Below are 25,502 nucleotides of genomic sequence, written 5' to 3' on the forward strand. Positions count from 1 at the left end.
TTTATGATCACATCTTTCATCACTCACCAGGACTGTGCCCTGCATGATATGGGGCCCTGGCATCCGGAAAACCCTCTGCGACTGAATGCGATCACCGATCAATTGATGCTGAGTGGTCTGATGAATCAGTTGATGCAGTACAAGGCTCGCCCAGTGACTGAAGAGCAACTGCATCGTGCTCACCCCAAGGCCCATGTCCGCTCTCTGCAGTTAAGTTTACCTGAAGAAGGCTTTACTGCCATTGAAGAAGAAACACTGCTCGCACCTCGTTCACTGGAAGCCGCTGAACTAGCTGCTGGTGGCGTTATCCGGGGCGTTGACCAGATCTTCAAGAACCAGGCCGATAACGTTTTCTGTGCCGTACGCCCGCCCGGACACCACGCAGAAAAAGTCGAGAGTATGGGCTTTTGTTTTTACAACAATGTTGCCATCGGAGCCCTGCATGCCCTTGAACAGCATGGACTGGATAGAGTAGCTATTGTTGACTTCGATGTGCATCACGGTAATGGCACCGTGGATGTCTTCCGCGATGATCCTCGTGTTCTGGTCTGTTCCAGTTTTCAGCACCCCTTCTACCCCTGGCGCTATGCCGACCACCAGGGCGACAATATCATTAATACTCCCCTGGAAGCTCATACCGGCAGCAAAGATTTCCGCAAAACGATTGAAGCCAGCTGGCTGCCGGCTATCCAGCAATTCAAGCCCCAACTCATCCTCATTTCTGCCGGATTTGATGCCCATCGTGAAGATCCCATGGGCGAACTCAATCTGGAAGATGATGACTACTACTGGATCACCAGCTTTCTGATGGATCTGGCGCGAACCTATACGGGCGGACATCTGGTTTCAGTGCTTGAAGGTGGCTATGACCTCAATTCTCTGGCTCGCTCCGTGCATCGCCATATAGAGGCTTTGCAAGGCCTTTAACTGGCGCAGGAATCTATTAGAAAAACATAATTTAGCGTTTTCCAGCTTTAGCAAAGCCGCTGGCTAGGGTATAGTTATACTTTAGAAAGATGCCCCAATCCTGCTAATTATGGGAGTAGAGTGTGATCCCAGCACCTCTCAAGGACAAATTAAATCAATGCAAAACCTTGCCCTCCCTGCCTGCAGTGGTGGTCAAGGTAATAGATTTGGCGCGTCAGCCCAATTCAGGAAGCCGAGAATTAGCTGAACTCCTCTCCCAAGACCCCTCGCTCAGTGCCAAAATTCTCTCTGCAGCCAACTCTGCCATCTACGGCGGCCTGGAAGTCACCGGGCTTCAGCAGGCCGTTAACCGCATTGGCGTTGAAGGAGCATTAGCCCTGGCGCTCAGCTTTGGCCTGGCCATGAACAAAGGCTACAAGCGTAACGGCATGGATCTGGATTATTTTTGGAAAAGAGCTCTGGTTAGTGGCCTGGCCGTGCGTGAACTCGACAAACTGATGGATCTAAAATTTGAAGTCGAGACCTGTTATCTGGCAGCCGTTCTCCAGGATATTGGCATGCTGGCGCTCAATGAACTCGACCCTGATATCTACGGGGTCATTTTCCACAGTGCACGTTCTCACCGACAACTCACCTCCTTTGAAGAACGTGAATACGGAACCAACCATGCTGCTATCGGTGCTTGGCTGGGCAAACACTGGGGCCTGCCTGAAAAGTACACCCTGCTGGTAGAGAAGAGTCATCAGCTCCCCAAAGAGATCGACAAGGGTAATGTTAACTTGCGGGTATTGGCAGTTTCAGGTCTTCTGGCCGATCCCTGGCTATCCAGTAACAAGGAAATGTCCATGACCCTCGCCTATCAGGCTGCTCAGGATTACCTCAATCTGGACGAACAGCGTTTTTCGCATCTACTTTTACGCCTTCAGGATCAACTGCCGCAGATCAGTCGCCTGTTCGACATTGAAGCCCCGAACAATATCGATACCTTCAATCTCTTGCAGGATGCCAAGCATCTTTTGGTCGAGCGCAATCTGCGCATGATGCAGAAGATGGCCCAACAGCAAAATGAGCTTGACCAGCTCAAGAAAAACTCTGAACGCCTGCAGGAGCAGCTTAAACGCGATCCTCTGACCCAGATCTACAACCGTCAGCATACCGAGCAAAAACTCAACGAGTTTTTTGATTTTGCCAAGGATCAAGGGCTGGATCTGGCCGTTGTTTTTATCGATCTGGATTTCTTCAAGATGCTCAATGACCAGCATGGTCATGCTGTTGGCGATTCAGCTCTGAAGGCCTTTGCAACCACGCTGGAACAGGAACTGGACAAAAACTGCCTTGCCGGCCGCTACGGTGGGGAAGAGTTTGTGGTTCTCATGCCCGGGCACAGCCAGACCTCGGCGCTGGACTTTGCACAGCGCCTGCAGGAATACCTGGCCTCCTCGCCCCTGCTCAGCCATAACCAGGAAGACATCTATATTTCCGCATCCATGGGGATTGCCAGCTTCCAGGAGAAGGAAAGCGGCTTTTCTGATCCGGATGAGCTACTCAATGCTGCCGATAAGGCCATGTACACCGCCAAACGCACAGGACGCAACCAGATACTCCTTTTCGGTCGCAATGGCTTTACCAGCCAGCCAGAAACCAGCTAATCCCGACCTTTTCATTTCATCGCCGCCATAAAAAAGCCACCCTCTCGGGTGGCTTTTAGCTTGGATCCGTTTAGATCAGGCTTCATCCGCTGGTGCGTAGGAGCCGTCTTCACGGTGTTTTTCTGTCCCGGTAATTGCAGGATAGAAAACACAAGCCAGGGTCATGGTTTTGCTGGCACGCAGCAGGTGCTGGTCGTGCTTATCCAGAACATAGACATCGCCCGGCTTGATAGGCCAGATTTTACCATCAGCAACCGTTTCCACTTCGCCTTCACCTTCGATGCAATAAACCGTTTCCAGGTGATGCTTGTAGTGGATTGGTGTTTCCGTTCCTTCATAAATACGGGTGATATGAAAGGAATGGTTCATGTTGTCACTGGCCAGTACCAGGCGGGTGCTGTCCCAGTTACCGCTGTCAGCCTGGACAAAACGCTCAGTTTTGCGGGCTTCTTCAAGATTACGAACAATCATCGCAGGGCTCCTCTTAAGCCAGTTTTGCCAGTTCTTCTTTCAGTACTTTTTCCAGAATATCGAGGCCCTGGTTGAGTTCATCATCAGTGATCAACAGAGAGCAGAGGCATTTTACAACCTGCCCGGAGTGACCACAGGTCTCGATAATCAAGCCGTTTTCAAAGCTTCCGGCCACGATACGATCAGCCAGGTCACCATCAATGACGTCCAGACCTCGCATCAGGCCACGACCACGCTCTTCAGCATCGGCAATACCGGCATCATGACACAGGCGAGCCATCTGCTTAAAGCGGTGCTCGACGATTTTGCCCTTGCGTTGCACATCCTTGGCCAGTTCGTCGTTGGTCCAGTATTCACGCATGGCTGCAGTTGAAGTAACAAATGCCAGGTTGTTACCACGGAAGGTGCCGTTGTATTCACCAGGCTTCCACTGGTCCAGATCACGACGCATAAAGACCGCAGCAAATGGCAGGCCATAACCGGACAGAGACTTGGAGGTAGTGACGATATCTGGCTTGAGGCCTGCTTCTTCGAAACTAAAGTAGCTGCCGGTACGGCCACAACCGGACTGGATATCGTCCACAATCAGCAGGATACCGTGTTTTTTACAAATAGCTGCAATGCCTTGCAGCCACTTGGTCGAGGCTACATTGATACCGCCTTCGCCCTGAACGGTTTCCAGCAGGATTGCTGCTGGGTAGTCAACACCACTGGAGCTATCGGTCAGGGTTTTTTCCAGGAATTCCAGACTCGAGGAATCACCAGCCATATAACCGCAGTAAGGCATGAAGGATACGCCCTGGGTAGGAACAGCTGCAGCATGGCGGAACTTGCTGTTAGCAGTCGTTGCCAGCGCACCCAGAGTCACCCCGTGAAAGGCGTTGGTAAAGGAAATCACATTGGTACGACCCGTGACATTGCGCACGATACGCAGTGCAGCCTCAATGGCGTTGGTACCGGTCGGGCCACAGAACTGCACCTTGTAGTCCAGGCCACGTGGCTTGAAGATCACCTCTTCCAGGGTCTCCAGAAATTCACGCTTGGCCGCTGTCCACATATCCAAACCATGGGTAACACCATCATCGGTCATGTAATCCAGCAGTGCTTTTTTCAGCTTGGGATTGTTATGGCCATAGTTCAGGGTACCGGCACCGGCCAGAAAGTCGATAAACTCGCGATCCTGCTCATCATAAAGCTTAGCGCCCTTGGCCCGCTTGAATACCGTGGGGAAAGAGCGGCTATAGGTACGTACTTCGGATTCAAGACGTTCCAGTGATTCTGAGTTTACTTCGGCATTACTCATGTTAGTCACCTATGGGTTTTATAAAGGGTGGAAATTATTATGTACTGACCAGCATTACTACTTGGCAAAAGGGCCAATCCTGACCAGCATCTCGGGTTCATGTTCACCGCCCAGCTGCTCGCTGGTGAACATTACCTGATTATTGAGTTCGGCTTTGCGATCCCGTGCAAAAGCGCGGAAGAGTCCCCAGGAGGCTTGGTTATCCGGAGTAATCGTTGTCTCCAGAAAACGGACCTCCTTGCAGGCTTCACTGGCCAGGACAGCATCCATCAACTGACGAGCCATGCCCTGTCCGCGCAATTCATCACCAACGGCTACCTGCCAAAGGAAAAAGGTATCTGGCGCTCCAGGCTTGATATAGCCCGACAAAAAGCCACTGACCTTGCCATCCAGCTCAGCAACCACGCAGGTTTCTGCAAAATGAGTGGTTTGTAGCAGGTAGAGATAGGTGGAGTTTAGATCCAGAGGGGGGCAGTTCTTGATGAGTTGGTAAATGGGGTAACCATCATCAACTTGAGGCTTACGAATAATTGGTGTTTTAGTATCCATTGAGTTAGGGGTCTCTGTCCAAGATGGTGCACATTCTATACAGGTGCGCGACAAAAATCAAATTTGAGATTATGGAAACCTGCCAGAATGATAATTTAAAATTATAATCCTGATAGGTCCCTGTCCACATCCTAGTTACGAGTCACACTACGCAGGGTCACCAACTCTTCAGCCGAGGTCGGATGGATGCCCACAGTGGCATCAAAATCCTGTTTGGTCAGACCGGCTTTCAAGGCAATGGCAATACCCTGTACCAGTTCACCTGCATCCGGGCCGACAACATGGCAACCCAATACCCTGTCGCTGGCATCATCCACCACCAATTTCATCAAACTCTTGCCGGGGTTGCCGGAAAGCGTATTACGCATGGGCTTGAAGCTGGTGGTATAAACCCGGATTTTACGGTACTGCTCACGCGCTTCTTCTTCGCTCATTCCCACAGTGCCAATGTTCGGGTGACAGAAGACAGCCGTAGCAATATTAGAATAGTCCATAACCCGGTTTTCTTCCTCGCTATAGAGGTTATGAACCAGCGTCATGGCCTCTGCCAGGGCGACAGGGGTTAATTGAGGGCCACCAGTAACATCGCCCAGGGCATAAATACTGGGCACCTGGGTACAGAAATTGGCATCTATGCTGATCTCACCCAGGCTATTCGGCGTAATGCCCACCTGCTCCAGCCCCAGGCTTTCAACATTACCACGACGCCCCGTGGCGCAGAGCACTGCATCTACTTCCAGGGTACGGCCATCGCTCAGGGTGACGGCCAGGGCATTCAGGTGTTTATCAATGCGCAGGATTTCCCGACCCAGATAGAAATTGACTCCCTGCTGCTGCATTTCATCCTGCACAAAGCCACGTACTTCTTCATCAAAGCCCCGCAGGATCTTGTCACCGCGATAGACCTGATAGGTTTCGGCACCCAGCCCATGAAAAATGGAGGCAAATTCGGTCGCAATATAGCCGCCACCATAGACCAGAAAACGCTTGGGAAACTCGGGTAGATTAAACACCTCGTTGGAGGTCAGGCAGTGTTCGGCACCGGGAAAATCAGGGACATAAGGCCAGGAGCCGGTGGCGATGAGAAGGCGTTCAGCGGAATAGGTTTTATCACCCACTTGAACCTCGTGGGCTGAAACCAGTTTGCCACGCCCGTCGATACGCTCGACACCACTGCCTTCCAGCAGGCGCTGGTAGATGCCGTTCAGACGCAAAATTTCCTGGCGCTGGTTATCTCTCAGCGTTACCCAGTCAAACTCGGGTTCGGCCAGTGTCCAACCATAGCCAGCTGCATCCTTGAAGTCCTCAGCAAAATGTGAGGCGTAGGAATAGAGTTTTTTGGGTACACACCCGACGTTAACGCAGGTACCACCCCAGTAGCGATCCTCGATAATGCCAACTTTCACCCCCTTGTTGGCAGCCATACGTGCAGCCCTGACCCCACCGGAGCCAGCACCGATAACGAGCAAATCAAAATCGTAGTTGGGCATTAAACTTATCTCTCATTGTTTGAATAGCTGTCGATCTAAATCAGTTTATTATCGATAACGAAAAACGTCATGACAACGTCGGCAATTTTTGGCCGTCTCATCGATTTTACGGCCAGCTTCGGTCATGGAACCCTCGCGCAATAGCTCATCAATCTGCTCCAGATTGTCCAGAAACTGGTTGAGCAGGTAATTATAACGCTCGGGGCGCTCCCAGATTTCCGGGCGGGCACGACTTTGCGGAAAGAGCTGGCGGGGTGAGTTTTCTTCGAAAAGACCGGGTAAGCGATAAGCCAAGCCGACGATTTCATCGGAATAGGTGACAGCCCCTTCCTGGTCGTCACTGCGCATGTTCACGACCTTGAAACGCAAGGCCTTGAACAAACGCTCAATTTCATCAAAGGTTTCAATCCTCAGATCAACGTCGTCAGAAAGAGAAGTTGCCTGAGCGGGCAGGACTGCATAGGCAGCAGCAAATAGAAGACAAATTGCTAAAGATTTGCAACTGGCCAAGGTAGGCATGAAAGAGGTTCCTCTTGCTGTAATCAGTTGACCCGACGCAGCTTGATTCCCCATAAAAGCGTCGGGTTGAGTTTGGGCAAACCCTGGGGCCCCAGAGTCGCTACAATAGCATAGCGATCATCACTGGTATCCCTTTCCTGCATACGCATAAATAACTGACCGTGTTTATCCATAAAACTGGTCACGACTGGTGCCTTGTTGTCCGAGGTTCGCTTAATCACGATGGCGATCTCATCATTACGCAGGCGTACACAGGCCCCAGGAGGATACAGGCCCAACTCCTTAAGGAAAACCATACTCAACTTGGGATCAAATTGCTTGCCCCTTTCCAGAAAAATCGAACGCAGACTTTGCTGAGCACTCATCCCTGGGCGGTGTGGACGGCCGGTCACCAAAGCTGAATAAACGTCACCCAATGCCAGAATGCGGGCTTCCGGTCGAATTTTCGAACCCTTGATTCCCTTGGGATACCCCTGGCCGTTATTCTTTTCATGATGCTGGAAAACGATTTGTAGCCAGAGATTGTCATTCACCCCGGCACGGTTAAGCAGTTTTACACCTTCCAACGGATGAGTCTGCACCTGCTCCTGTTGCTGGCGACTCAAGGGCTCTTTTTGCCGGTGCAGATGCATTTGATAGGAATTCATGCCCACATTCTGGGTCAGAGCCGCAGCCAGCATGGATAGCTGGATTCTTTGCGGCACCTTGAGGGTCTTGGCAATCAGGGCGGTAATAATGGTGACATGCAGAGGGTGTTGAATAATATAGGCATGCTGACTGGTGAGATGAACCGCACCGAGAACAGCATCAGCATTCAGGTTTACCAGCCCCTGAATTTGTGTGGCCAGGGCATAGCAGCGTTTTTCCAGATAACCCGGTTTGGCGCGATCTGTTTGTATATTGCTAAAGATGACGCTTAATTCATGGCCGATTTCATCCAGCTCGGTGAAAGGATTGGTACCTACATCAAAGACCTGGGGCTGGGGTTCTCCTGGCGGAGGCCCTGCGTCCTCATCTTCGCTGGGAGGGCGAACCTTATGCCTAAACCCCTTTTGCAGCAGGTTATTGAGTTTATGCTGGGAGTCGACCCAGGCTCCCTCTTTCATCAAAAGCTGTCCGACTTCGGAATATACGGTCCAGGGTAGCGTCATACCCAGTTCCAGTTCTTCCTCTTCAAGAGGATAGAGCTCTTGATTATCTTCTATTAGCATTCAGGGTCCGTGATCAGACTGAAAGGAATCGCTGAATTCTAAACTAGTCCGTCGGTCGATGCATGAACCTAGGCCAGCATTTTACATAGAATAACAAGAGTTTACTCCTCAGCTGATCTTTCCTCTCTTTGAGCTTCCTGCCAGGCTTCCAAACTGGGATAACCTGCCTCCAGGGCCTGCTCTTCCAATTGCAGCGAATAACGCCCGATAAAAGCAAACAAAGCCACCACCAGCAGACAGAGGGTTAGACCCAGATGCAAAAGCGGCATGGAAGGCAATTGCACCTTATCCAACAAAAAATGCCGACTGGGCGGCCACCAGAGAAACCCGACAGCAGCCAGAGCCAGACCACTCAGAAAGTAAAAACCGGTCAACCAGAAACCAACCAGTATCAGGGAGCAGCCCAGCAACCAGCCAAGGCCCGTAGCATATTTATCATCCATCATCAGAACCCTTATCTTGAAAGCAGCAAAATGCTACTCTGATGCTCCATTAAGTCAACTGATCAGAAGGTGCTTCTTGAAACCTGACCCCGCCTCCCAATCCATGCAAAGCCGCCTGAAAATTGCCGAAAAACTGGCCTTTGAAGCAGGCCAGATGATGCAACAGGCACGCCAGTCCGGGCGTTTTGCCAGTGACTACAAAGATCACCAGGAACTGGTGACCAGCAGTGATCGGGAAATCGACCAGCATATTTGTCGCCGCCTTCTGGAAGCCTTTCCCGGCGACCGGATTCTAAGCGAAGAAGGGGATCAGGACGAGAAACAGATCGAAGAAGCAGAAGCCCTGTGGATTCTTGACCCCATTGATGGCACCGTCAATTTTGCCCATGGCCAGCCGCACGTTGCTATCTCCCTGGCTTTTTATCAAAAAGGAATTCCGCAACTGGGGGTCGTTCACAGCCCCTTCCTGCAAGAAACCTTCGTTGCCCTACGCGGCCAGGGTGCCATAAAAAACAATCAGCCCATCAAGGTCAGTGGTCTGCAAAAGCTGCGCCCGGCCCTGATTGCCAGTGGCTTTCCCTATGACAAGAGCCAACTACTGCCGTTGATCAAGCGTCTGGAAGCCCTCCTGCCCCACTGTCAGGATCTTCGCCGTTGTGGTTCCGCTGCTCTGGATATCTGCCATGTGGCTGATGGCTCTCTGGATGGCTACTATGAAAGCCTGAGTCTATGGGATTTTGCAGCTGCCGTTTTGATCGCCGAAGAAGCGGGAGCCCAGGTCAGCCATCTCTATCCACGCCAGGATCTGGGCTTTTACCTGGACACCAAAGACTGGGTCATCAGCACACCGGCAATCCATTCGGAACTGGAAGCCAGGCTACGTGCTGCAGACGCCGATTAGGAGCCTTTATACAGGATCACCGAAGGGCTGAGTACGCAAAACCGGCTGCTTTAGTCCTTCAAAACGCTCCGGATAGTCTGTAAAGATACCATTGACGCCCCATTCAAAGAGTTGTTTTGCTCGACGTCTGGAGTTAACGGTATAAATATAAACTTCACGGCCTTCACTGCGAATTTCAGCGACCTGCCGGGCCTTCAACCCCTGGTGACTCAGATGAACCGAACGGGCACCGACTTCAGCAGCCTGACGCTGCCAGCGGCGAGGCAGATCTTCCCACAAGCAAGCGCGCGGAACTTCTGGCAACAGGCGCTTGGCCTCCAAAAGCACGGAATAATTGAAACTGGAAATCACCAAGGGTAAGCCTGGAAACGCCGCCAGTTCTTTCAAGGCAAACTGCAGGGTGGCGGGCCCCACTTCGGGACTGGTGGGTTTGATTTCCAGATTCAGACCCAGGCCCAAATCCTGAATCCGCTGTAGAGCCGCATCCAAAGTGGTCAGCGGATGACTTTCTGAAACACTACCATGCGGTGCCAGAACGCGAATCCGGCCCAGACTGTTGAAATCCAGCTTGGCCACTTCGCCTCGACCATTGCTTAACTTGTTCAAAAGAGCATCATGAAACAAAATAGGAACCTGGTCGCGAGTCAGCATGACATCCAGTTCTATCCAGGACACCCCCAACTCGGCCGCGCGGTTGATGGCTCTCAGGGTATTCTCAGGGGCAGACCCTCTGGCTCCTCGGTGCCCAATGACGGCTGACATCAACATGTTATAACCTTTTATATAAATCCATTTGCCAGGAGACAAGCTATGGGTCGACCCCTAGTGGCTGAAATTGATCTAAACGCCTTGCGCCATAATTATCAACTGGCCCTGCAGCAGTCTGCAAGCGCCCAGGCTCTGGCTGTGATCAAGGCAGATGGCTATGGTCACGGGGCTGTCAGAGTCGCCCGCAGCCTTCAGGATCTGGCTCCAGGCTTCGCTGTAGCCTGCATTGAGGAAGCTGAAGAACTGCGTCAGGCGGGTATTCAGCATCCCCTCTTGCTCCTGGAAGGTTTTTTCAGTGCAGATGAGCTGCCTCTGATAGTGGCTCACGACTACCAACTGGTCGTGCATAGCCAATGGCAAGTGGATGCACTGATTGATTTTTTTCACCAGCAGCCCGCGCAAAATACCAGCCTGAAAATCTGGCTGAAAGTGGATTCAGGCATGCATCGACTGGGGTTTGATCCCAGCAAGGTCGAGGAAGTCTACTCTTTTCTTCAAAGCCAGCCCTGGACTCAGGCAATTTATCTGACCAGTCATTTTGCCTGTGCAGATGATCTCGACAGTCATTTCACCCGGGAACAACTGGCCTGCTTACAGGAATTAGCCGAAAAACTGGGACACCCACCCGTCAGTCTAGCCAATTCTCCGGCCACTCTGGCCTGGCCAGAAGCCTGTGGGGGCTGGTTACGACCCGGCATCATGCTGTATGGAGCCTCGCCCCTTCCCAAGGGCCACCCCCAGGGGGATCTATTGCAAGCGGTGATGACACTAAAATCCCGTTTAATCAGTGTTCGTGAAATACCGGCCGGAGATAGAGTCGGCTACGGAGGCCGCTTTCAGGCCAGTCAGCCCACCCGCATTGGTGTCGTAGCCTGTGGCTATGGCGATGGCTATCCCCGCCAGGCAGTTGATGGCACCCCGATTTGGGTCGCGGGTAAAAGATGCAAACTGGCCGGGCGGGTTTCCATGGATATGATCACTGTGGATCTGAGTGCCGCCCCTGAAGCCCAAGTCGGTGATGAGGTCGAGCTCTGGGGCAAAAACCTGGATGTCAATGAGGTTGCAGCCTGCTGCGACACCATCAGCTATACCCTGCTTACGGGACTCCTGCCAAGGGTCCCTCGCCAATCAGTCAATGAACACTAAGGAGCCAGCCGTTGAATACAGCTAACAAGAAAATCGGATTTATCGGTCTGGGACTCATGGGGCGCCCTATGAGCCAACGGCTTTTAAACGCTGGCTTTGAGCTGCATGTCTGGAATCGCACCGCAGAAAAAGCAAACACCCTGATCGAAACCGGGGCTCAGTTTAGTGAATCGCCCGCCAAACTGGTCGCCAACAGCGAAATTATTTGCCTCTGTGTAACCGCTACTCAAAGTGTTGACGACTTACTCCATTCAGAAAATGGCTTGCTCGCGGCCCTAGAACCGGGTCAGCTGGTTATCGATTTTTCCAGTATTGCCCCCAAAGAAACCCGTCTTTTTGCCGAGCAGGTACGCGCTAAAGGCGCGGACTGGGTAGATGCCCCCGTATCCGGTGGGGTTGGCGGAGCCGAGCAAGGACAACTGGCCATCATGTGTGGTGGACGTCCTGAAAGTGTTGAACGTGCCCAAGCAGTTTTTGCCCCCCTGGCCCGCCAGGTGACCCATCTCGGGGAAGCAGGCAGCGGCCAGGTAGCCAAAATCGGCAATCAAATGCTGGTCGGTTGCAATGCCCTGGTTATCGCCGAAATGCTGGCCTTGGCAGAAGCCAACGGGCTGGATACTGAACAACTGCCTGCGGCCTTTTGCGGAGGGTTTGCCGACTCCCTGCCGCTACAAATTCTGGCACCGCGCATGGCTACACGGGACTATGCAAACCCCAAGTGGACGGTTAAAACCCTGCTTAAGGATCTTCAACTGGCCGCCGACCTGGCCAGCGAACAAAACCAGGCAACCCCGATGAGTCAATTGGGAGCCCAACTGATGCGCATGCAGGCTGCTGCCGGCAAACTGGATGAAGACCCGGCCACCCTGGTTGACCTCTATCGCCAGCAGGAGAAAACACAATGAAGCTGGCCGCCAATATCAGTATGCTCTTTTCCGATCTAGCTATGCTGGATCGCCCTGCAGCCGCCAAGGAAAAAGGATTTACCGGAATTGAAGTGCAATTCCCCTACGCGCAGAGTCCCGAAGACTGGTTGCAAGCACTGGAAAAAGCCGGGTTACCCCTGGTGTTAATCAACCTGCCAGCCGGAGATTTTATGCAGGGAGGTCGAGGTTTGGCCTGCCACCCTGATCGCGAAGAAGCATTTGATCAGGCACTGGAAGCCAGCCTGCCCTATATCGAGCAGTTGAAGCCGCAAATTGTTAATGTACTGGCTGGCCGCCTGGGTGCCCAGGATTCCCCCCAGACCTGCGAACAACAGCTGGTTAAAAACCTGAAAAAAGTCACCCAGCGCTTGCAAGATCACTCGATCACCGTGACCTGTGAGCCCATCAATAACCTGGATCAACCCGGTTACCTGACTCCCAGGGTCAATGATTGGGCCCGAGTGGCCCAAGCCGTTGAAGCCGATAATTTTGGTTTGCAGCTGGATATCTACCATGCAGCGCGTATGCAGGAAGACATTCCCCAGCTCTTGACAGACTTTGCCGAGCAACTGGCCCACCTGCAATTTGCAGATGTACCTGGTCGAGGCGCGCCTGGGACAGGCAGTCTTGCCTTCAACGACTACTGGCAACAACTGCAAGCTTCTGGCTATCAAGGCTGGATAGCAGCCGAGTTTAGTGGCAATTATCAGGACGCCTTTACCTGGGTACCCCTTATCCATGGGGCATTCCAGCAATAAAAGTGCAACTTGTATGCAATTGCGTACAAGCAACGTCGCAGACTGCTGCTATAACCCTTACATTTCTTGGCTTAATATTAATCCTGAGCATTAGGTAAGGAAGCCTGCTCAACAGGCAAGAATCTCAACCCAGTTGAGAAGACTCCAAGTCTGCGCCCCGCCATGCGGGGCGTTTCGCTTTTTAGCCTAGCCGTTTTCTACCCCTCTATGCCTTGAGTCTTTGCTTTTCCTCTCTCTGATAGTCCTAACCAATAACTAATTTAGTTATTTTAGATTGGAAATTTATAACCAATTAGCGGAAACTAGGCAGCATTAAGAAACCAGTGACTACTAGAGGATAACTATGCATATCGTGATTTTTGGTCGCCCCGGCTGCCCTTTCTGTGTTCGCGCCAAAGAGTTGGCAGACAAGCTGGAAGCATCTCAGGGTGCCAGCTACCGCTATATTGATATCCATGAAGAAGGCATCACCAAAGCCGACATGGAAAAAACCATCGGCAAGCCAGTGGAAACCGTTCCCCAGATCTTTATCGATAAAGAACACATTGGCGGCTACACTGAAATGGAAGCCAAAGCCCGAGGCGAAGGCTGGATTTAAACAGCCAATTCTGGGCTAATTTGTTCGAGCCTGGCTTACCGCCCCCTTCCTAAAACCCCGGCACCCGCCGGGGTTTTTTCTGTTAAACTGGCGCTTTATTAGCTCACGGAAACCTCTATGCTCAGCTACCGCCACAGTTTTCACGCGGGCAATTTTGCCGATATTCTCAAGCACCTGACCCTGGCCTATCTGCTGAACTATCTGAACAGAAAAGATAAACCCTATTGTTACCTGGATACGCATTCAGGTGCAGGTTTCTATGATCTAGGCTCAAAAGAAGCCCGAAAAACCGGAGAATTCCAGGAAGGGGTGGGCAAACTACACAGCCAACCTTTACAGCACCCACTGTTAAAGGACTTTAAAAAACTGCTTGAGGAAACCACCGGCGGCAGTCAAAGCATCTATCCAGGCTCACCGGCCTTGGCCAGCAAACTCCTGCGCCCCACGGATCGCCTGCGTTTAAATGAGTTGCATCCAAGAGACCATCAACTTCTGGAGGAAACCTTTCAGCAGGATCGACGCTGCCAGGTTTCCCAGGAAGATGCCTTCCAGTTTCTCAAAGCCTCGCTCCCCCCCAAAGAAAAACGTGGCGTCATCCTGATCGACCCTTCCTACGAGAAAAAAGAAGACTACAAAAAACTGATTACCGCGCTCGAAGGAGCCGTTAAACGTTTTGCAACCGGCGTCTATGCGATCTGGTACCCGGTCATCAACCGCCAGGACACCGAGGCCTGGATCAATAAACTGGCCGCCACCGGCATCCCCAAGATGCTACGGGTAGAACACTGCCCCTACCCGGATACCAGTGGAATCGGCATGACCGGCAGTGGCATGATCATCGTTAACCCCCCTTACACCCTGGCCCAGGACTTTCAGGAATTGCTCAAGGAAGTCGATCAACTTCTACGCCCTGATGCGCCCGGAAAGGTTATCATCAAAACCTTAGAAAACCTCTGATCAACGACTGGACTGCAACCCAAATGGATGGGCGAAGAACTAAAATTCATCAGCAATGAATCCGGCGCTAAACTTCGCTCATCAAATTTATCAGAAGTTCCTTAAATTAACCCTTAGCCTATTAGACCTTTTGTGCATCGCACAAAGAAAACCCTTGCGCTAGGATAAAAATTGCTTACACTAGCAACACTATACAAAGATTCAGTTACAAAGAATCTTTGTATATCCCTTCAGTAACCGAGGAAAACACTATGTCCAGACAGTCGTATGTAGCCACAGCCGGTGGTTTTTGCATGGCTGGTAGTAGTCGTCCTGCTGCACCCGTATCAACTGCCACAGAGACACCCAAACCTTCACAGGCAGCCGCATCCAAAGTTATCGGCAACAAGCCAGCAGCAGCTCTGAAAAAACGCTAGATTATTTTGCCACCACCTGCGGCAACTCCTGCCAGCAGGTGGTATATTCTGGCGACCTTCGGGTCTGACGTGCTCTCCAACGTCCACTGGAAGCCCCCGGACCAAAAGATAAGCTCCCTCGCCCCTGTTTTCGATTCACCTCATCCATAACCTGCATCAGACGCTCTCGCTGCAAACGATGGCCGTGATCCTCCGATTCCTCCAACAGAGACATCTGGGCCTGGCCGGCATCCACCAACTGCATCAGTAAAACCCCGGCCTTGTGGTAGGAATAACCTTCACGCCATAATCGCCGAACCAGCTTTCTTGCTGCAGCGAGCATTTCACCGGTATCCGCAGTCGGTTGGGCAAACTCCCAGACCAGAGAATCGCTATGCTGAGGCAGGTCTTTGCGAAAAGGATTGGTGGTTAAAAAAACACTCAGGGTTTTCGCCAGACTTTTTTGTTCACGCAATTTTTCTGCAGCCCGTTGCACATGCTGGCGTAATGCCGCTGTTACCTCGTCCTCCTGATAACAGGCCTGGCCAAAACTACGGGAAACCCTGAGCTGTTTACGGCGGGGGTCGCTGGGCTGAAAATGACGACAAGCCTCACCACGAAGTTCCAACTGAATACGACTCAGAGGCAGGGAGAAACGCTTTTTAATCAGGTCACGCGGGGCTTCTCGCAATTGCCAGGCTGTGGCGATACCCAGGCGCTGCAGACGTTCAGCCAGGCGTTTGCCTACCCCCCAAACATCACCTACATCCGTGGTTTCCAGCAATTCTTGTCCGGCCTTTGACTCGGGATCCAATACATAAACCTTGGCATCCTGGCTTTGCTTGGCCGCACGATTGGCCAGTTTAGCCAGAGTGGCTGTAGGAGCAATGCCCACACCGACCGGCAGGTGCACCTCCTGGGCTATTGTTTCCTCGATGACACGCCCCTGTTCCCAGAGGTCATCCAGGGTAAAACCGGATAAATCGAGAAAGGATTCATCAATTGAATAAGGTTCCACCTGGTTAGAGAAACGTCCCAATACCTCGTTTACACGGCGACTCATATCCGCATAGAGTGTGAAATTGGAACTTAAAAGAACAGCTCGATGACGACTAATCAGTGATTCCACCTTATAGACAGGGCTGCCCATGGCGACTCCCAGGGCCTTGAGTTCATCGCTACGGGCAATAATACAGCCATCGTTATTGGACATGACCCCGACAGGCCGCCCATGCAGGCGAGGAGCAAAAGCTCTTTCACAGCTGACAAAAAAATTACTGCCATCCACCAAAGCGACCCAGTGGCCTAAAGGTGAGGTTTTCGATTTCGTGCTCGACATAAAAACACCCCTAACATGATTTTTATACAGTATATATTTATATACAGCACTTCTGTCAAGCAACGGCGGTTTTGTAGGAAATCGCTATCTGGGCTAAGCTGCGTGTTTTAATTTTGCCAACTCAAGGACGCCTGTGCCCAAACCCAGCCCCTCTCTACTGCATCAACAAATCGGACCTTTCTTTGTTTCCCTGGGAGGAACCGGAGAAATCGGCGCCAACCTCTACCTGTATGGATGTCATGGATACTGGATTGCTGTTGATTGCGGGCAAGGTTTTCGTCCCACCTCCACGGGTGAAACACAAAGCGTCGTTCCTGATTTACGAGCACTGGAAGATAACGGTATAAAAATTCAGGCACTGTTAATCACCCACGGCCATGAGGATCATATCGGTGCCCTGCCCTGGTTATGGCAACAACTAAACTGCCCGCTCTACACCACCCCTTTCACAGCAGGCTTGATCAGCAGAAAAATCCCCGGCAACAACAGCCGCCAGCGAAAAATCCATATCATTGAGCCCCTGCAAAGCTATTCTTTTGGCCCTTTTACTGGCGAATGGGTCCCTGTGACCCACTCCATCCCCGAGGCCCAGGGAATCTACCTAAAGGCTGGGGGACGCCGGATTTACCACACTGGAGACTGGAAGCTGGACCCTCATCCACTGGTAGGCCGAATTACAGCAACAGAGCGCTTGCAAGCCATTGGTAAGGAAGGTGTGGATATCGTGGTAGGTGATTCCACCAACGCCCCCAAGTCCGGCTGGAACGCCTCTGAAAAGACAGTACGCCAGGGGCTGCTCAATTGCATTGCCAAGCTGCCCAATCGAGTGGTCGTGACCTGCTTTGCCAGCAATGTCGCCCGTCTGAGTAGCCTGGGTTATGTCGCCAAGGCCACTGGACGCAACCTGATTATTGCCGGTCGGAGCATGCAACGTATTCATCAACTGGCCCGCCAGCAGGATTACCTGCCGGATTTCCCCACGCCTGTCCCCCTACAGGATGCTGGCTACCTGCCCAGAGACAAGCAGCTATTAGTCTGTACCGGTAGCCAGGGCGAACCTCAGGCCTTTTTAGCCAAGCTAGCTCAGGACAGAACCCATCAAATGAATCTGGAGGCCGGTGACCATGTCGTCTTTTCATCCAAAACCATCCCCGGCAACGAAAAGGCCGTTTTACGCCTGACTCGCTACCTGGAACACAAGCAACTGCAAATACTGACGGCCGATTCTCATCCCGAACTCCATGCTTCAGGCCATCCCGGTCAGGAAGAAATCAAGCAACTCTATGCCTGGTTAAAGCCCAAGCACCTGCTGGCCATGCATGGCGAAGAATACCACCAGCAGGCTCACTGCGACCTGGCCCAACAACTGGATATCAACGCCCGTTTGCCCGCAGAAGGAGAAATCTACGATCTTTCCGCCACGCCACGGCTGGCCGCCGAAATTTATTCCGGACGCTTACTGGTCCAGGGGGAAGATCTGGTCCCCTGGGGCGGATAAAAGCTAAGCTCTTGAGTTGCTGTAGATTTCATAAAAAAAAGGGCATAAAACGATTGACAGATAAAACCCAGCTGATAAGATACGCGCCGTGTTGGAGGGCTGGCTGAGTGGTCGAAAGCACCGGTCTTGAAAACCGGCGAGGGTTTGCGCCCTCCCAGGGTTCGAATCCCTGGCCCTCCACCAGAGACATGCTAAAAAGCGCCCTTAGGGGCGCTTTTTTTGTATATCCCACCCAAAATTTTTTGATGCTTACGCTTTTGTTGATTCCATGATCTGTACTGCGGTCTAGTCATCAGCCTAGAGCACTTCCTTGCCAGCTCTGCTGTTGAATCTGCTGACAACACTAACTAAAAAAACCAAAGCTCATTCATCCTGCATCTTTATTAGGAAACCTCTGATTAACTATTGCGCTGCGACTCACATGGACGTGGGAAGTGCAGCAATTCATCTGGAATGAATTCAGCTCTAGCCTGCGCTCATCAAGTTAATCAGAGGCTCCTTAGATACTGTGATCAACAAGAACCAACGAGATTTTCCAGTCACAACACCATTTTAAAAAACAGTTAACCAGTTACTCACGGCATAGAGCGAAACCGACACCCCAGCAAGCATTGCAGCCGCTCCCATACACCCGGATGGTGCAAGCTGCCTCTGTCTTTCTTGTGCTTCTCTTTGAATTATTTCTAGCGCTTTTTCTTCTGCTTGCTCGATGGCTTGCTGTACCTCTTGTTTTGACTTCTCAGCCTCTTCAGCACTGGTGCAAACATAGTCTTCAATCACTATTGCCAGCTCACCAAGATGAGAAAAAGAACTATATTTATAATTGCCTTCACTGAATGTCTGGCGGTCATTCTTTAGATTGATAACAGTGTTGCAACCAGCTTCTTCTATACAAGATTTCAAGTGGTTAAATGCTTCGTCTTTATCATCATTAAAACTGGTCTCAATCTTTTTTCTAAATACGACTGTGCCGTGCTTAGGCTCACCCTTAGCGACAAAGAAAGGCAATACACGTTGACCAAAATGAACAGGAAGCACTTCAACCTGAGTTGCGCTTAGCCCTTTAGGTGTGGGTACAGGGTCAAAGCTAACAGGGGTGCCTTTTAATAGCTGACTTTGTTGCTTTTTGTCTTTTAGCTTGCTGGCATGCAGGAAATAACTCTCTCCATCTTCACCATCAATAAAGCCAAACTTCTTAGATGCAACAAAAGAAACAATTTTTCCTTTCACGACAACTCCTTATATATAACTTTTTGCTTGATCCTACGTCATACTCGGTACTCTCGCAAGGATGCTCATACATGCTTCTAACCACATAAGTGTTACAATAGGTACTTCAGTGGAATGCATACTATTGAAGATCAAGACTAGAACTATCACCTTGGCTGTATCAACCTTACCCTTTCTGTGCTTTTGAAGTTTGATCTCCACAAAGCGACCGGCTTTTAAGACCCCTTATGAAACCTAACTCATCCTCAGGCATCTTTCTTCTGGCCGCTGCCTTGTCTGCCATTTTTATGGGCAGCATTGGCAGTATTTCCGTGTTTGCTGGCACTACGGCGGAGACGGTGACCTTTTATCGTCTTTTTCTAGGTGCGCTCTTGGTTAGCTTCCTGTTGCTGGCCAGCGGCCAGCAGGCTCGGCTTTTTGTGTGGCCGGGGTTCAAGGTGCTGATCACCGGCTTCTTTTTGGCGGGGTTTGTGGTCTTCTATATCCAGGCTATGGAGTACACCAGCATGGCCAATGCGGTGATGATCATGTACCTGGCTCCGTTAACGGCAGCGGTGACCGCTCATTTTCTGATGGGTGAAAAGCTGACTAAAGCAGCAATCGGCATGATTTTTATTGCCCTCTTGGGCTTTGCCATGATGATGGAGTTTAATTTTAGTCTCTCGGGTCGGGCCGCTGAGGCCAAGGGGCTTTTGTTTGCCCTGGCGGCCATGCTCAGTTACACGGCTTTTATGTTGATCAATCGGGTGATCAACCCCGAGATTCATGTACTGACCCGTAGTGGCTATCAAATGCTGGCTGGTGCTCTGGTTATGCTGCCCTTGATGCTGCTGCAAGCCCCTGAACTCAACCTGGAACAGTGGGGTTGGCTAGCGGCTGCGGGAGTTTTCCCCGGTTTTCTGGCGATTCTGCTGGCTGTCGTTGCCCTGCGCTCTTTGCCGGCATCAACGTTTGGCACCCTGGCCTACTTGGAGCCCATTACTGTGGTTTGTTTGGCCTGGGTGCTCTTTGATCAAACCTTGAACTCGCTGCAACTGGCTGGCTGCGGTCTGATTCTATTGGCCGGTTGCGGCCAAGCCTGGCTAATGAGCCGACCTGCAAAAGCGCTTCACCAGCCCCTGGATCAGCGGTTCGACAGCGGGGCTGATCCAGAAGCAGTGGAAGGTCAGTCGTAATCAAAATCGAAGTTGATATCGGCATCGGGAACATAGGTTTCACCGGCCTGACCGCCACCTCCTCCGGCTGTTAGGCTTTCGTAATAAATCCCGGTGCCACCGGATACCTTGACCTCCGGGCCTAGTGCCTGGCCCCGGATATAACTGCCCCCGCTGATATCAATAGAAGCCTGGGCTGCATAAACAGCACCCAGAAGGTGAGCACCACCGGAAATTTTGACTGCGGTGGCATTAGGGCTGTTGTGCGAATAGTTGGAATAAAGCGAGAAAATCGGCTGTCCCTGAGTATTCAAGACCTGCTCATTCATAAAATTAAAGCCAGCCGTGATTCTGGTCGTGCCTTCTACCACGAGGGTCAAGCTGGAGTTCTCACAAATTTCCAGACTGGTTCCACCACCAAAATGCACATCCCCGGCTACATAGATAAGGACATGACTGGCCTGGGAAGCCTCTTCAGAGCAAAACAGATCGCCATTCTCATCCACCAAATGACCGATACCAAAGCTGGGATTGCCCTGCCCACCCGAGACCAAACGCAGCTCATCCAGGGCGTAGAGGCTTAAAGACTCCCGCCCGAGAAAATCGACCTGTTTGAGCACCTCAAGATCGCCGGCATCACCCTGAAGATTGGTCGCGCCAGCAGCGGAAAAAATCACCTGGCCAGCACCCCATTGACCAACATTTTTATTACCCAGCTCGGATTTAAGATCCTGAATGCTGGCCGCATCGATCTCCAACCCGTCTATTCGGGCTTGAAGGCCCAGGGGATCTGAGTCCAGAGCAGTATAGCTGTCTGTTTGTTCAGCCTTGTCCAATTGCATCCAGTCGGGCTTATTCAGAAAAGCCGTGGCAATCTGGGCCTTTTCATCGTTAGCGTAAATGGAAGCCCCGCCATTCAGGGAAACTTCATCAGCAGTAACATTCCCTTCGATGCGACCGCCACCGGTTACCTCAACCCGCCCCCAGGAGCCAGCAGCATTTTCTCCGAAAGCAGCGGCAACCGGATCACTGCCTGCACCGGTCTGGGAATCGGGATTGAGTTGGAAGGTAACCTGCATTGTCATACCGCGTTCAGCAATCACCTGGCTTTGATCTTCACTCCCCTGCCAGGCTTTGACCGCCAGAACGATCTCATCTTGATCATCTTCAATGCTACTGCAATCAACGCTGAAGCGGCTGGCATCCGGTTGCCACCAGATGGCCGGATTACCAGGCGAGGCCTGCATATAGGAGTGCACCTGCGAGGCCAGGCTGTTCACTTCCTGCATAAAATGATTACATGCGACTTCACGGCTTTCTCCGGCAGCCACCAACTGAATCCGCCCTTGAATTTGGCTAACTCCTGCATCCACAGCACTGTGCAAGCTGGCCAGATGGGCGCGACTGATGGCAACCCGGCGTTCCTGCCCCGTACGTTCGGCACTGGTCACCAAAACCACGCCTGTAAACAGCATGAGCAAGAGTGCCAAGACCAACACAAATCCCTGTTGCTGGGGCAGGTATAAGCCCACCTTTTTCTGATCCTTCATGGCTACTCCCTTCTTCCTTCGTCCTGACTGTACTTTCGGACAACCTAACAGACGTTTGAGTCCAAACTTATTTCGAGAATAAACAAAAACTTTTCCGGCATCAAAGCCTAAATGGCCGCTTAAAGAAAAAAACAGCAACTTTTTTACATTTTATATTCAAGCTATAAGAAGCTCTTATGTCAGCTAGCCGACACAATCAAACAAACCACTGAAAATAAACGTAAAAATGGATATCCTTAGCTTCCTAGGGAGAAGTGAACGGGAAATCAATAACCTTTCCTGCACCAGGGGTATTTATTACAATTCCGAGAAAGTCCGGTAAGGGTTCAGGGCTTTCCTGACCTTTTTTGCGATAACAAAATCTACTTGAACCGGGCTTTCTCAACCACCTGAGTGACTCTCACTATGGCTAAGCGGCATTCTTTTTCGACTCCTCCTTTGTCCGGGTATTTTGCCCAGGCGCTGAATAGCATTGCTGAGGTGATTGCCACGCAGGACGATACCTGGAGTCTTTTGCAGGAAACCTCCCAGAGTACGGGCCAGGTTCTCGATTCTGATCGGGTGGTGATCTATGACGTCAGCTTCCCCAAGGGACGTCTGGAAGGTCTGCACGAGTGGTTGAATCCTGAACGGGGCCAGGTGGAAGACAGCATCGGCAATTACCCCCTGCAGCTTTTCTACAAGGGTGCAGAGACCGTTTGGGAAGAAGCCACCTATCTGATCAGCAATGCCAGCCAGCCCCACCCTTCACTGATTCTGGATGGCTCGGCAGGTTTGCTGCACGGACAGATGAATATCAAAACCCTGCTTTGGTATCCTTTTGCCTTTCGCGAAGACGGTTTTTATCTGCTGATCCTGAATCAGGTTTTTCAGGAAAGAGCCTGGCAGCAGGAAGAAATTGATTTTCTACAGGCCGTCAGTAACCTGGTTTCCATTGCCTTGAATAAAATCAAGCTGATGCAGGAGCGTGAAGAGCTGCTGCAAAATGCCAGGAAACACAATGAAGAATTGTCCCGCCTGAATGAAGCCATGGCGCATCATTTTCAGGAACCGACTCGTCGGCTGGTGACCTATGCGCAACAACTGGAGCGCAACCCTCAACTCCAAGAGGATCCAGCCAGTCAACTGGCAGTAGGCTTTATTGTATCCCAGGCCCAGCGTCTGTCGGAACTGGTTCGTGCTGCCCAGAAGTACCTGGCCGTGGATCAGCTGCCTTCTAACCTTCAGGCTCAGGCCGATACCCAGCAGGTGTTTTTTAAAGCCTGCGAAGCAGCCGGACTGGATGGCAAGGCCTGCATCAAAATCCAGGGAAAACTGCCACCTGTACGCATGGCTGCCAAGGATTTGCTGACTCTCTTTCAGTTAATGCTGTGTAACGCCTGGCAATATCGTCATCCTGCCAGACCGTTGGAAATCCAGTTGGAAGCCTGCTGCCAGGAACAAAGAGTCACCTTTTATTTGGCTGATAATGGTGTGGGCATCGCACCGGATTACCGGGAAAAGGTTTTTTCGCTGTTTACCCGCCTGGTCTGTAATGATCAGCAAGGCTGCGGACTGGGTTTGGCCCTGGCCCGCAAACTCCTGGATCACTATGAAGGCCATATCCACCTGGAAGATGGCCTCGAAGGGGGCAGCTGTCTGGTCTTTAATCTGCCGCTGGCCAAGGATGAAGAACCCGACTTACAACAGCCTCAAGTTGCCTTGTAAAACACCAGAGCCACCGAGTTGAGGCAGTAACGCTCACCGGTTGGTCGAGGCCCGTCATCAAACACATGCCCCAGATGGCCATCACAACGGGCACAGCGGATTTCGGTACGAATCATGCCCGCCGAAGTATCGCGAACATAGTGTAAGAAATCCCTGTCCAGCGGCTGGTAAAAGCTAGGCCAACCACTGCCCGATTCAAACTTGTGCTCGGATGAAAACAGCGGCAGCTCACAAAGTCCACAGTGGTAAAGTCCCTCTTCCTTGTTATCCAGCAGACCACCACAAAAAGGCGGTTCAGTCCCCTGATTCAAAAGAATCCGGCGAGCTTCAGGCGACAGCTTTTGTGCAGCTTCCTGTTTTTGTTCTTCATTCCAGGGGGTCAGATCTTGAGGGGGGAGTATACTCGTCATAGACAACCTCCAGAGTTAATCCAGCCAAGGGGATGAACCTTTCAGAATCAAGGGTAATCCGGCAGCCGTCAAGATAACACTTTCGCAGACCTCAGCCAGACGCTGATGCAAGAGTCCGGCCCGATCCCCAAAGGCACGTGACAGCTCATCCAGAGGCATGATGCCCAACCCTGTTTCATTACCCACCAGGATCAAGTGGGCTTTTGGCTTCTGCTGAACCACTTCGACCAACTCATCCAGACAGGCATCTACTCGCGCCAGACCTTGTGCATTCAGGGGCTGGTCACACAAAAGCTGCGTCAGCCAGAGGGTCAAGCAATCCAGGAGAACCACCCCAGGCTGGTCGAGCAGCCGGGCGAGCTCTTCAGGTAAACGCGAATCAGAAACCTCCTGGGTCGACCAGTGTTTCGGGCGCCAGCGCTGATGTTCGCTGATCCGCGCCTGCATTTCTGTATCCCCGGCCCGCGCCGTAGCCAGGTAGGTCACTGGCAGGTCATAATTTTTTGCCAATTTTTCCGCCAGTCGGCTTTTGCCTGAGCGAACTCCGCCCAGTACCAGATGTCTCATGCCGGTAGCTCCTTGAGCTGCAGTAAATGAATCAAAGCAGACATATCCAGGTGTTCTTCAACACAGGCTGCCAGACGATTAAATCCTTCCTCGCGCAGTGCAGCTATATCCAGCTGTTCATCCGTTTCCAGGCCAGCCCATTGCAGGATTTTATCCAGCACCTCGGGTGAATCCATAAAACCATGCCAGTAGGTAGCCAGGATTTGTCCATCCTCGCTCACCGCTCCCTCAGGCACCCCGTCAGAAGAAACTATCAAGGGATTATCCAAACCCGGGCCTTGACTGCGACCGGAATGAATTTCATAACCCTTGACGGCCATAGCCGTTTCCCAGGCGGTGATGTGTCCCTCCACCTGGCGCAGTTGTTTTTTGGCTTCAAAACGGGTCACAAAATCTAAAAGACCCAGACCGGCCAGGGATTCTACCGGTCCTTCAATGCTTTCAGGATCATCCAGTCGCTGCCCCAGCATCTGCAGGCCGCCGCAGATACCCAGAACTCGCCCCCCGTAACGAAGATGACGGTGAATCGCCTCTTCCCAGCCCTGGCTTCGCAACCATTTCAAATCGGCGATGACCGACTTGGAGCCGGGCAGGATGATCAAATCGGCTGCTGGCAGGCTTTCACCGGCACGAATAAATTGCAGATCCACCTGGGGATGCTGGATTAGGGGATCAAAATCAGTATGGTTGGAGATTCTGGGCAAAGCAGGCACCACCACCTTGAGCTGTTCTATATCAGTCGCCGCCTGTTGGATGACCGGCAGTGCATCCTCGGCATCCAGGTGTAAATCCTGCAGGTAGGGCAGCACCCCCAAAACCGGTTTGCCGGTTTTTGCTTCCAGCCAATCAAGACCTGACTGCAGGAGTGCCGGATCACCCCGAAACCGGTTGATCACAAAACCGGCCACTTGTTAATGGCCAACTAAACTGACCCGCTTCTGGCCATTAATTTTGACCCACCTCCAGGGTGGCTTTGGCCACCAGAACCAGTACCTTCCCTGAATCATTTTTCTCAAGGGGAAGGGTTTTGAAGGAG

Annotated in this window: 26 protein-coding genes and 1 tRNA gene; 13 read left to right on the plus strand and 14 right to left on the minus strand. The window is 51.7% G+C overall.

Annotated elements, in window-relative coordinates; translation table 11 throughout:
• Positions 1–3: 3 nt before the first annotated feature.
• A complete protein-coding gene (locus DFK18_RS13745) occupies positions 4–927 on the plus strand; it encodes a histone deacetylase family protein (RefSeq protein WP_114418845.1) in 924 nt (307 codons plus the stop codon).
• A 122-nt stretch (positions 928–1,049) separates the two neighbouring features.
• Complete coding sequence (locus tag DFK18_RS13750) at positions 1,050–2,576, plus strand: sensor domain-containing diguanylate cyclase (RefSeq protein WP_114418846.1); 1,527 nt, start codon at positions 1,050–1,052, stop codon at positions 2,574–2,576.
• A gap of 75 nt (positions 2,577–2,651) precedes the next feature.
• Here the strand turns inward: DFK18_RS13750 and DFK18_RS13755 are convergent, their stop codons facing one another.
• The 7 genes from DFK18_RS13755 to DFK18_RS13785 all read right to left on the minus strand — a co-directional run bounded on the left by DFK18_RS13755 (position 2,652) and on the right by DFK18_RS13785 (position 8,565).
• The gene (locus DFK18_RS13755; protein WP_114418847.1) at positions 2,652–3,047 is read right to left on the minus strand and encodes an ectoine synthase; all 396 of its coding nucleotides are present in this window, start codon (positions 3,045–3,047) and stop codon (positions 2,652–2,654) included.
• 13 nt (positions 3,048–3,060) lie between these two features.
• Positions 3,061–4,350, minus strand: coding sequence for a diaminobutyrate--2-oxoglutarate transaminase (ectB, locus tag DFK18_RS13760; RefSeq protein ID WP_114418848.1), 1,290 nt, complete (start codon positions 4,348–4,350; stop codon positions 3,061–3,063).
• A 57-nt stretch (positions 4,351–4,407) separates the two neighbouring features.
• Complete coding sequence (gene ectA / locus DFK18_RS13765) at positions 4,408–4,899, minus strand: diaminobutyrate acetyltransferase (protein WP_114418849.1); 492 nt, start codon at positions 4,897–4,899, stop codon at positions 4,408–4,410.
• A gap of 131 nt (positions 4,900–5,030) precedes the next feature.
• Positions 5,031–6,389 carry a glutathione-disulfide reductase gene (gorA, locus tag DFK18_RS13770; protein ID WP_114418850.1) on the minus strand — a complete coding sequence of 453 codons (1,359 nt, stop codon included), beginning with the start codon at positions 6,387–6,389 and terminating at the stop codon, positions 5,031–5,033.
• Between the two features lie 48 nt (positions 6,390–6,437).
• A complete protein-coding gene (locus DFK18_RS13775) occupies positions 6,438–6,908 on the minus strand; it encodes a cytochrome c (RefSeq protein WP_162299790.1) in 471 nt (156 codons plus the stop codon).
• Positions 6,909–6,931: 23 nt separating this feature from the next.
• On the minus strand, positions 6,932–8,119 hold the full coding sequence (locus DFK18_RS13780; protein ID WP_114418852.1) for an HD-GYP domain-containing protein: 1,188 nt from the start codon (positions 8,117–8,119) through the stop codon (positions 6,932–6,934).
• Between the two features lie 101 nt (positions 8,120–8,220).
• On the minus strand, positions 8,221–8,565 hold the full coding sequence (locus DFK18_RS13785) for a hypothetical protein (RefSeq protein ID WP_114418853.1): 345 nt from the start codon (positions 8,563–8,565) through the stop codon (positions 8,221–8,223).
• A gap of 73 nt (positions 8,566–8,638) precedes the next feature.
• Here DFK18_RS13785 and DFK18_RS13790 point away from each other — a divergent pair, with 73 nt between their 5' ends.
• On the plus strand, positions 8,639–9,463 hold the full coding sequence (locus DFK18_RS13790; RefSeq protein ID WP_245944405.1) for an inositol monophosphatase family protein: 825 nt from the start codon (positions 8,639–8,641) through the stop codon (positions 9,461–9,463).
• Between the two features lie 6 nt (positions 9,464–9,469).
• Here DFK18_RS13790 and DFK18_RS13795 read toward each other — a convergent pair whose 3' ends face one another.
• Complete coding sequence (locus tag DFK18_RS13795; protein ID WP_114418855.1) at positions 9,470–10,231, minus strand: glycerophosphodiester phosphodiesterase family protein; 762 nt, start codon at positions 10,229–10,231, stop codon at positions 9,470–9,472.
• Between the two features lie 42 nt (positions 10,232–10,273).
• Between DFK18_RS13795 and alr the strand changes: the two genes are divergently transcribed.
• The 6 genes from alr (at position 10,274) to DFK18_RS14515 (ending at position 15,032) form a co-directional block, all read left to right on the plus strand.
• Positions 10,274–11,377 (plus strand): alanine racemase, encoded by a 1,104-nt coding sequence (alr, locus tag DFK18_RS13800; RefSeq protein WP_114418856.1) that lies wholly within the window; start codon positions 10,274–10,276, stop codon positions 11,375–11,377.
• Between the two features lie 11 nt (positions 11,378–11,388).
• Positions 11,389–12,282 carry an NAD(P)-dependent oxidoreductase gene (locus DFK18_RS13805; protein WP_114418857.1) on the plus strand — a complete coding sequence of 298 codons (894 nt, stop codon included), beginning with the start codon at positions 11,389–11,391 and terminating at the stop codon, positions 12,280–12,282.
• On the plus strand, positions 12,279–13,061 hold the full coding sequence (locus DFK18_RS13810) for a hydroxypyruvate isomerase family protein (protein WP_114418858.1): 783 nt from the start codon (positions 12,279–12,281) through the stop codon (positions 13,059–13,061). The genes DFK18_RS13805 and DFK18_RS13810 overlap by 4 nt, the downstream gene beginning before the upstream one ends.
• 343 nt (positions 13,062–13,404) lie before the next feature.
• On the plus strand, positions 13,405–13,659 hold the full coding sequence (locus DFK18_RS13815; RefSeq protein WP_114418859.1) for a GrxA family glutaredoxin: 255 nt from the start codon (positions 13,405–13,407) through the stop codon (positions 13,657–13,659).
• Positions 13,660–13,776: 117 nt separating this feature from the next.
• Positions 13,777–14,616: a 23S rRNA (adenine(2030)-N(6))-methyltransferase RlmJ gene (locus tag DFK18_RS13820; RefSeq protein WP_114418860.1), complete on the plus strand. Its 840-nt coding sequence runs from the start codon at positions 13,777–13,779 to the stop codon at positions 14,614–14,616.
• 251 nt (positions 14,617–14,867) lie between these two features.
• Positions 14,868–15,032: a hypothetical protein gene (locus DFK18_RS14515; protein ID WP_162299791.1), complete on the plus strand. Its 165-nt coding sequence runs from the start codon at positions 14,868–14,870 to the stop codon at positions 15,030–15,032.
• 1 nt (position 15,033) lies between these two features.
• Here the strand turns inward: DFK18_RS14515 and DFK18_RS13825 are convergent, their stop codons facing one another.
• Positions 15,034–16,350, minus strand: a complete 1,317-nt coding sequence (locus tag DFK18_RS13825) for a Y-family DNA polymerase (RefSeq protein ID WP_114418861.1) — start codon at positions 16,348–16,350, stop codon at positions 15,034–15,036.
• 133 nt (positions 16,351–16,483) lie between these two features.
• On the opposite strand from DFK18_RS13825, the gene DFK18_RS13830 reads away from it, so the two are divergent.
• Both DFK18_RS13830 and DFK18_RS13835 read left to right on the plus strand, forming a co-directional pair.
• Complete coding sequence (locus tag DFK18_RS13830) at positions 16,484–17,848, plus strand: ribonuclease J (protein ID WP_114418862.1); 1,365 nt, start codon at positions 16,484–16,486, stop codon at positions 17,846–17,848.
• Positions 17,849–17,941: 93 nt separating this feature from the next.
• Positions 17,942–18,031, plus strand: a tRNA-Ser gene (locus DFK18_RS13835).
• A 369-nt stretch (positions 18,032–18,400) separates the two neighbouring features.
• Here the strand turns inward: DFK18_RS13835 and DFK18_RS13840 are convergent.
• Positions 18,401–19,078, minus strand: coding sequence for a cold-shock protein (locus DFK18_RS13840; RefSeq protein ID WP_114418863.1), 678 nt, complete (start codon positions 19,076–19,078; stop codon positions 18,401–18,403).
• Between the two features lie 227 nt (positions 19,079–19,305).
• Between DFK18_RS13840 and DFK18_RS13845 the strand changes: the two genes are divergently transcribed.
• Positions 19,306–20,253: an EamA family transporter gene (locus DFK18_RS13845; protein WP_114418864.1), complete on the plus strand. Its 948-nt coding sequence runs from the start codon at positions 19,306–19,308 to the stop codon at positions 20,251–20,253.
• Here DFK18_RS13845 and DFK18_RS13850 read toward each other — a convergent pair.
• The gene (locus tag DFK18_RS13850; protein ID WP_114418865.1) at positions 20,244–21,782 is read right to left on the minus strand and encodes a DUF7305 domain-containing protein; all 1,539 of its coding nucleotides are present in this window, start codon (positions 21,780–21,782) and stop codon (positions 20,244–20,246) included. The two genes, DFK18_RS13845 and DFK18_RS13850, sit on opposite strands and share 10 nt — an antisense overlap.
• 405 nt (positions 21,783–22,187) lie before the next feature.
• Between DFK18_RS13850 and DFK18_RS13855 the strand changes: the two genes are divergently transcribed.
• Positions 22,188–23,489, plus strand: coding sequence for an ATP-binding protein (locus tag DFK18_RS13855; RefSeq protein ID WP_114418866.1), 1,302 nt, complete (start codon positions 22,188–22,190; stop codon positions 23,487–23,489).
• On the opposite strand, the gene msrB is transcribed toward DFK18_RS13855, so the two are convergent.
• Genes msrB through DFK18_RS13870 form a run of 3 tightly spaced genes read right to left on the minus strand, consistent with a single transcriptional unit; the run spans position 23,474 to position 25,362 of the window.
• Positions 23,474–23,899 (minus strand): peptide-methionine (R)-S-oxide reductase MsrB, encoded by a 426-nt coding sequence (gene msrB / locus DFK18_RS13860; protein WP_114418867.1) that lies wholly within the window; start codon positions 23,897–23,899, stop codon positions 23,474–23,476. The genes DFK18_RS13855 and msrB overlap by 16 nt on opposite strands.
• Positions 23,900–23,914: 15 nt before the next feature.
• Positions 23,915–24,466 (minus strand): bifunctional adenosylcobinamide kinase/adenosylcobinamide-phosphate guanylyltransferase, encoded by a 552-nt coding sequence (cobU, locus tag DFK18_RS13865; protein ID WP_114418868.1) that lies wholly within the window; start codon positions 24,464–24,466, stop codon positions 23,915–23,917.
• Positions 24,463–25,362, minus strand: coding sequence for a cobyric acid synthase (locus tag DFK18_RS13870; protein ID WP_245944406.1), 900 nt, complete (start codon positions 25,360–25,362; stop codon positions 24,463–24,465). Before DFK18_RS13870 ends, cobU begins: the two co-directional genes overlap by 4 nt.
• Positions 25,363–25,502: the final 140 nt, after the last annotated feature.

The organism is Marinospirillum perlucidum, from assembly GCF_003336805.1.
Taxonomy (GTDB): Bacteria; Pseudomonadota; Gammaproteobacteria; order Pseudomonadales; family Halomonadaceae; genus Marinospirillum; species Marinospirillum perlucidum.

Excerpts from the sequence above, each read along its gene's own strand:
- ectA (WP_114418849.1), bottom strand. The coding sequence starts at position 4,899 with ATGGATACTAAAACACCAATTATTCGTAAGCCTCAAGTTGATGATGGT.
- DFK18_RS13775 (WP_162299790.1), bottom strand. The coding sequence starts at position 6,908 with ATGCCTACCTTGGCCAGTTGCAAATCTTTAGCAATTTGTCTTCTATTT.
- DFK18_RS13795 (WP_114418855.1), bottom strand. The coding sequence starts at position 10,231 with ATGTTGATGTCAGCCGTCATTGGGCACCGAGGAGCCAGAGGGTCTGCC.
- DFK18_RS13850 (WP_114418865.1), bottom strand. The coding sequence starts at position 21,782 with ATGAAGGATCAGAAAAAGGTGGGCTTATACCTGCCCCAGCAACAGGGA.
- DFK18_RS13780 (WP_114418852.1), bottom strand. The coding sequence starts at position 8,119 with ATGCTAATAGAAGATAATCAAGAGCTCTATCCTCTTGAAGAGGAAGAA.
- DFK18_RS13815 (WP_114418859.1), top strand. The coding sequence starts at position 13,405 with ATGCATATCGTGATTTTTGGTCGCCCCGGCTGCCCTTTCTGTGTTCGC.
- DFK18_RS13785 (WP_114418853.1), bottom strand. The coding sequence starts at position 8,565 with ATGATGGATGATAAATATGCTACGGGCCTTGGCTGGTTGCTGGGCTGC.
- DFK18_RS13755 (WP_114418847.1), bottom strand. The coding sequence starts at position 3,047 with ATGATTGTTCGTAATCTTGAAGAAGCCCGCAAAACTGAGCGTTTTGTC.
- DFK18_RS13855 (WP_114418866.1), top strand. The coding sequence starts at position 22,188 with ATGGCTAAGCGGCATTCTTTTTCGACTCCTCCTTTGTCCGGGTATTTT.
- DFK18_RS13810 (WP_114418858.1), top strand. The coding sequence starts at position 12,279 with ATGAAGCTGGCCGCCAATATCAGTATGCTCTTTTCCGATCTAGCTATG.
- cobU (WP_114418868.1), bottom strand. The coding sequence starts at position 24,466 with ATGAGACATCTGGTACTGGGCGGAGTTCGCTCAGGCAAAAGCCGACTG.
- gorA (WP_114418850.1), bottom strand. The coding sequence starts at position 6,389 with ATGCCCAACTACGATTTTGATTTGCTCGTTATCGGTGCTGGCTCCGGT.
- DFK18_RS13825 (WP_114418861.1), bottom strand. The coding sequence starts at position 16,350 with ATGTCGAGCACGAAATCGAAAACCTCACCTTTAGGCCACTGGGTCGCT.
- DFK18_RS13745 (WP_114418845.1), top strand. The coding sequence starts at position 4 with ATGATCACATCTTTCATCACTCACCAGGACTGTGCCCTGCATGATATG.
- DFK18_RS13820 (WP_114418860.1), top strand. The coding sequence starts at position 13,777 with ATGCTCAGCTACCGCCACAGTTTTCACGCGGGCAATTTTGCCGATATT.
- msrB (WP_114418867.1), bottom strand. The coding sequence starts at position 23,899 with ATGACGAGTATACTCCCCCCTCAAGATCTGACCCCCTGGAATGAAGAA.
- ectB (WP_114418848.1), bottom strand. The coding sequence starts at position 4,350 with ATGAGTAATGCCGAAGTAAACTCAGAATCACTGGAACGTCTTGAATCC.
- DFK18_RS13845 (WP_114418864.1), top strand. The coding sequence starts at position 19,306 with ATGAAACCTAACTCATCCTCAGGCATCTTTCTTCTGGCCGCTGCCTTG.
- alr (WP_114418856.1), top strand. The coding sequence starts at position 10,274 with ATGGGTCGACCCCTAGTGGCTGAAATTGATCTAAACGCCTTGCGCCAT.
- DFK18_RS14515 (WP_162299791.1), top strand. The coding sequence starts at position 14,868 with ATGTCCAGACAGTCGTATGTAGCCACAGCCGGTGGTTTTTGCATGGCT.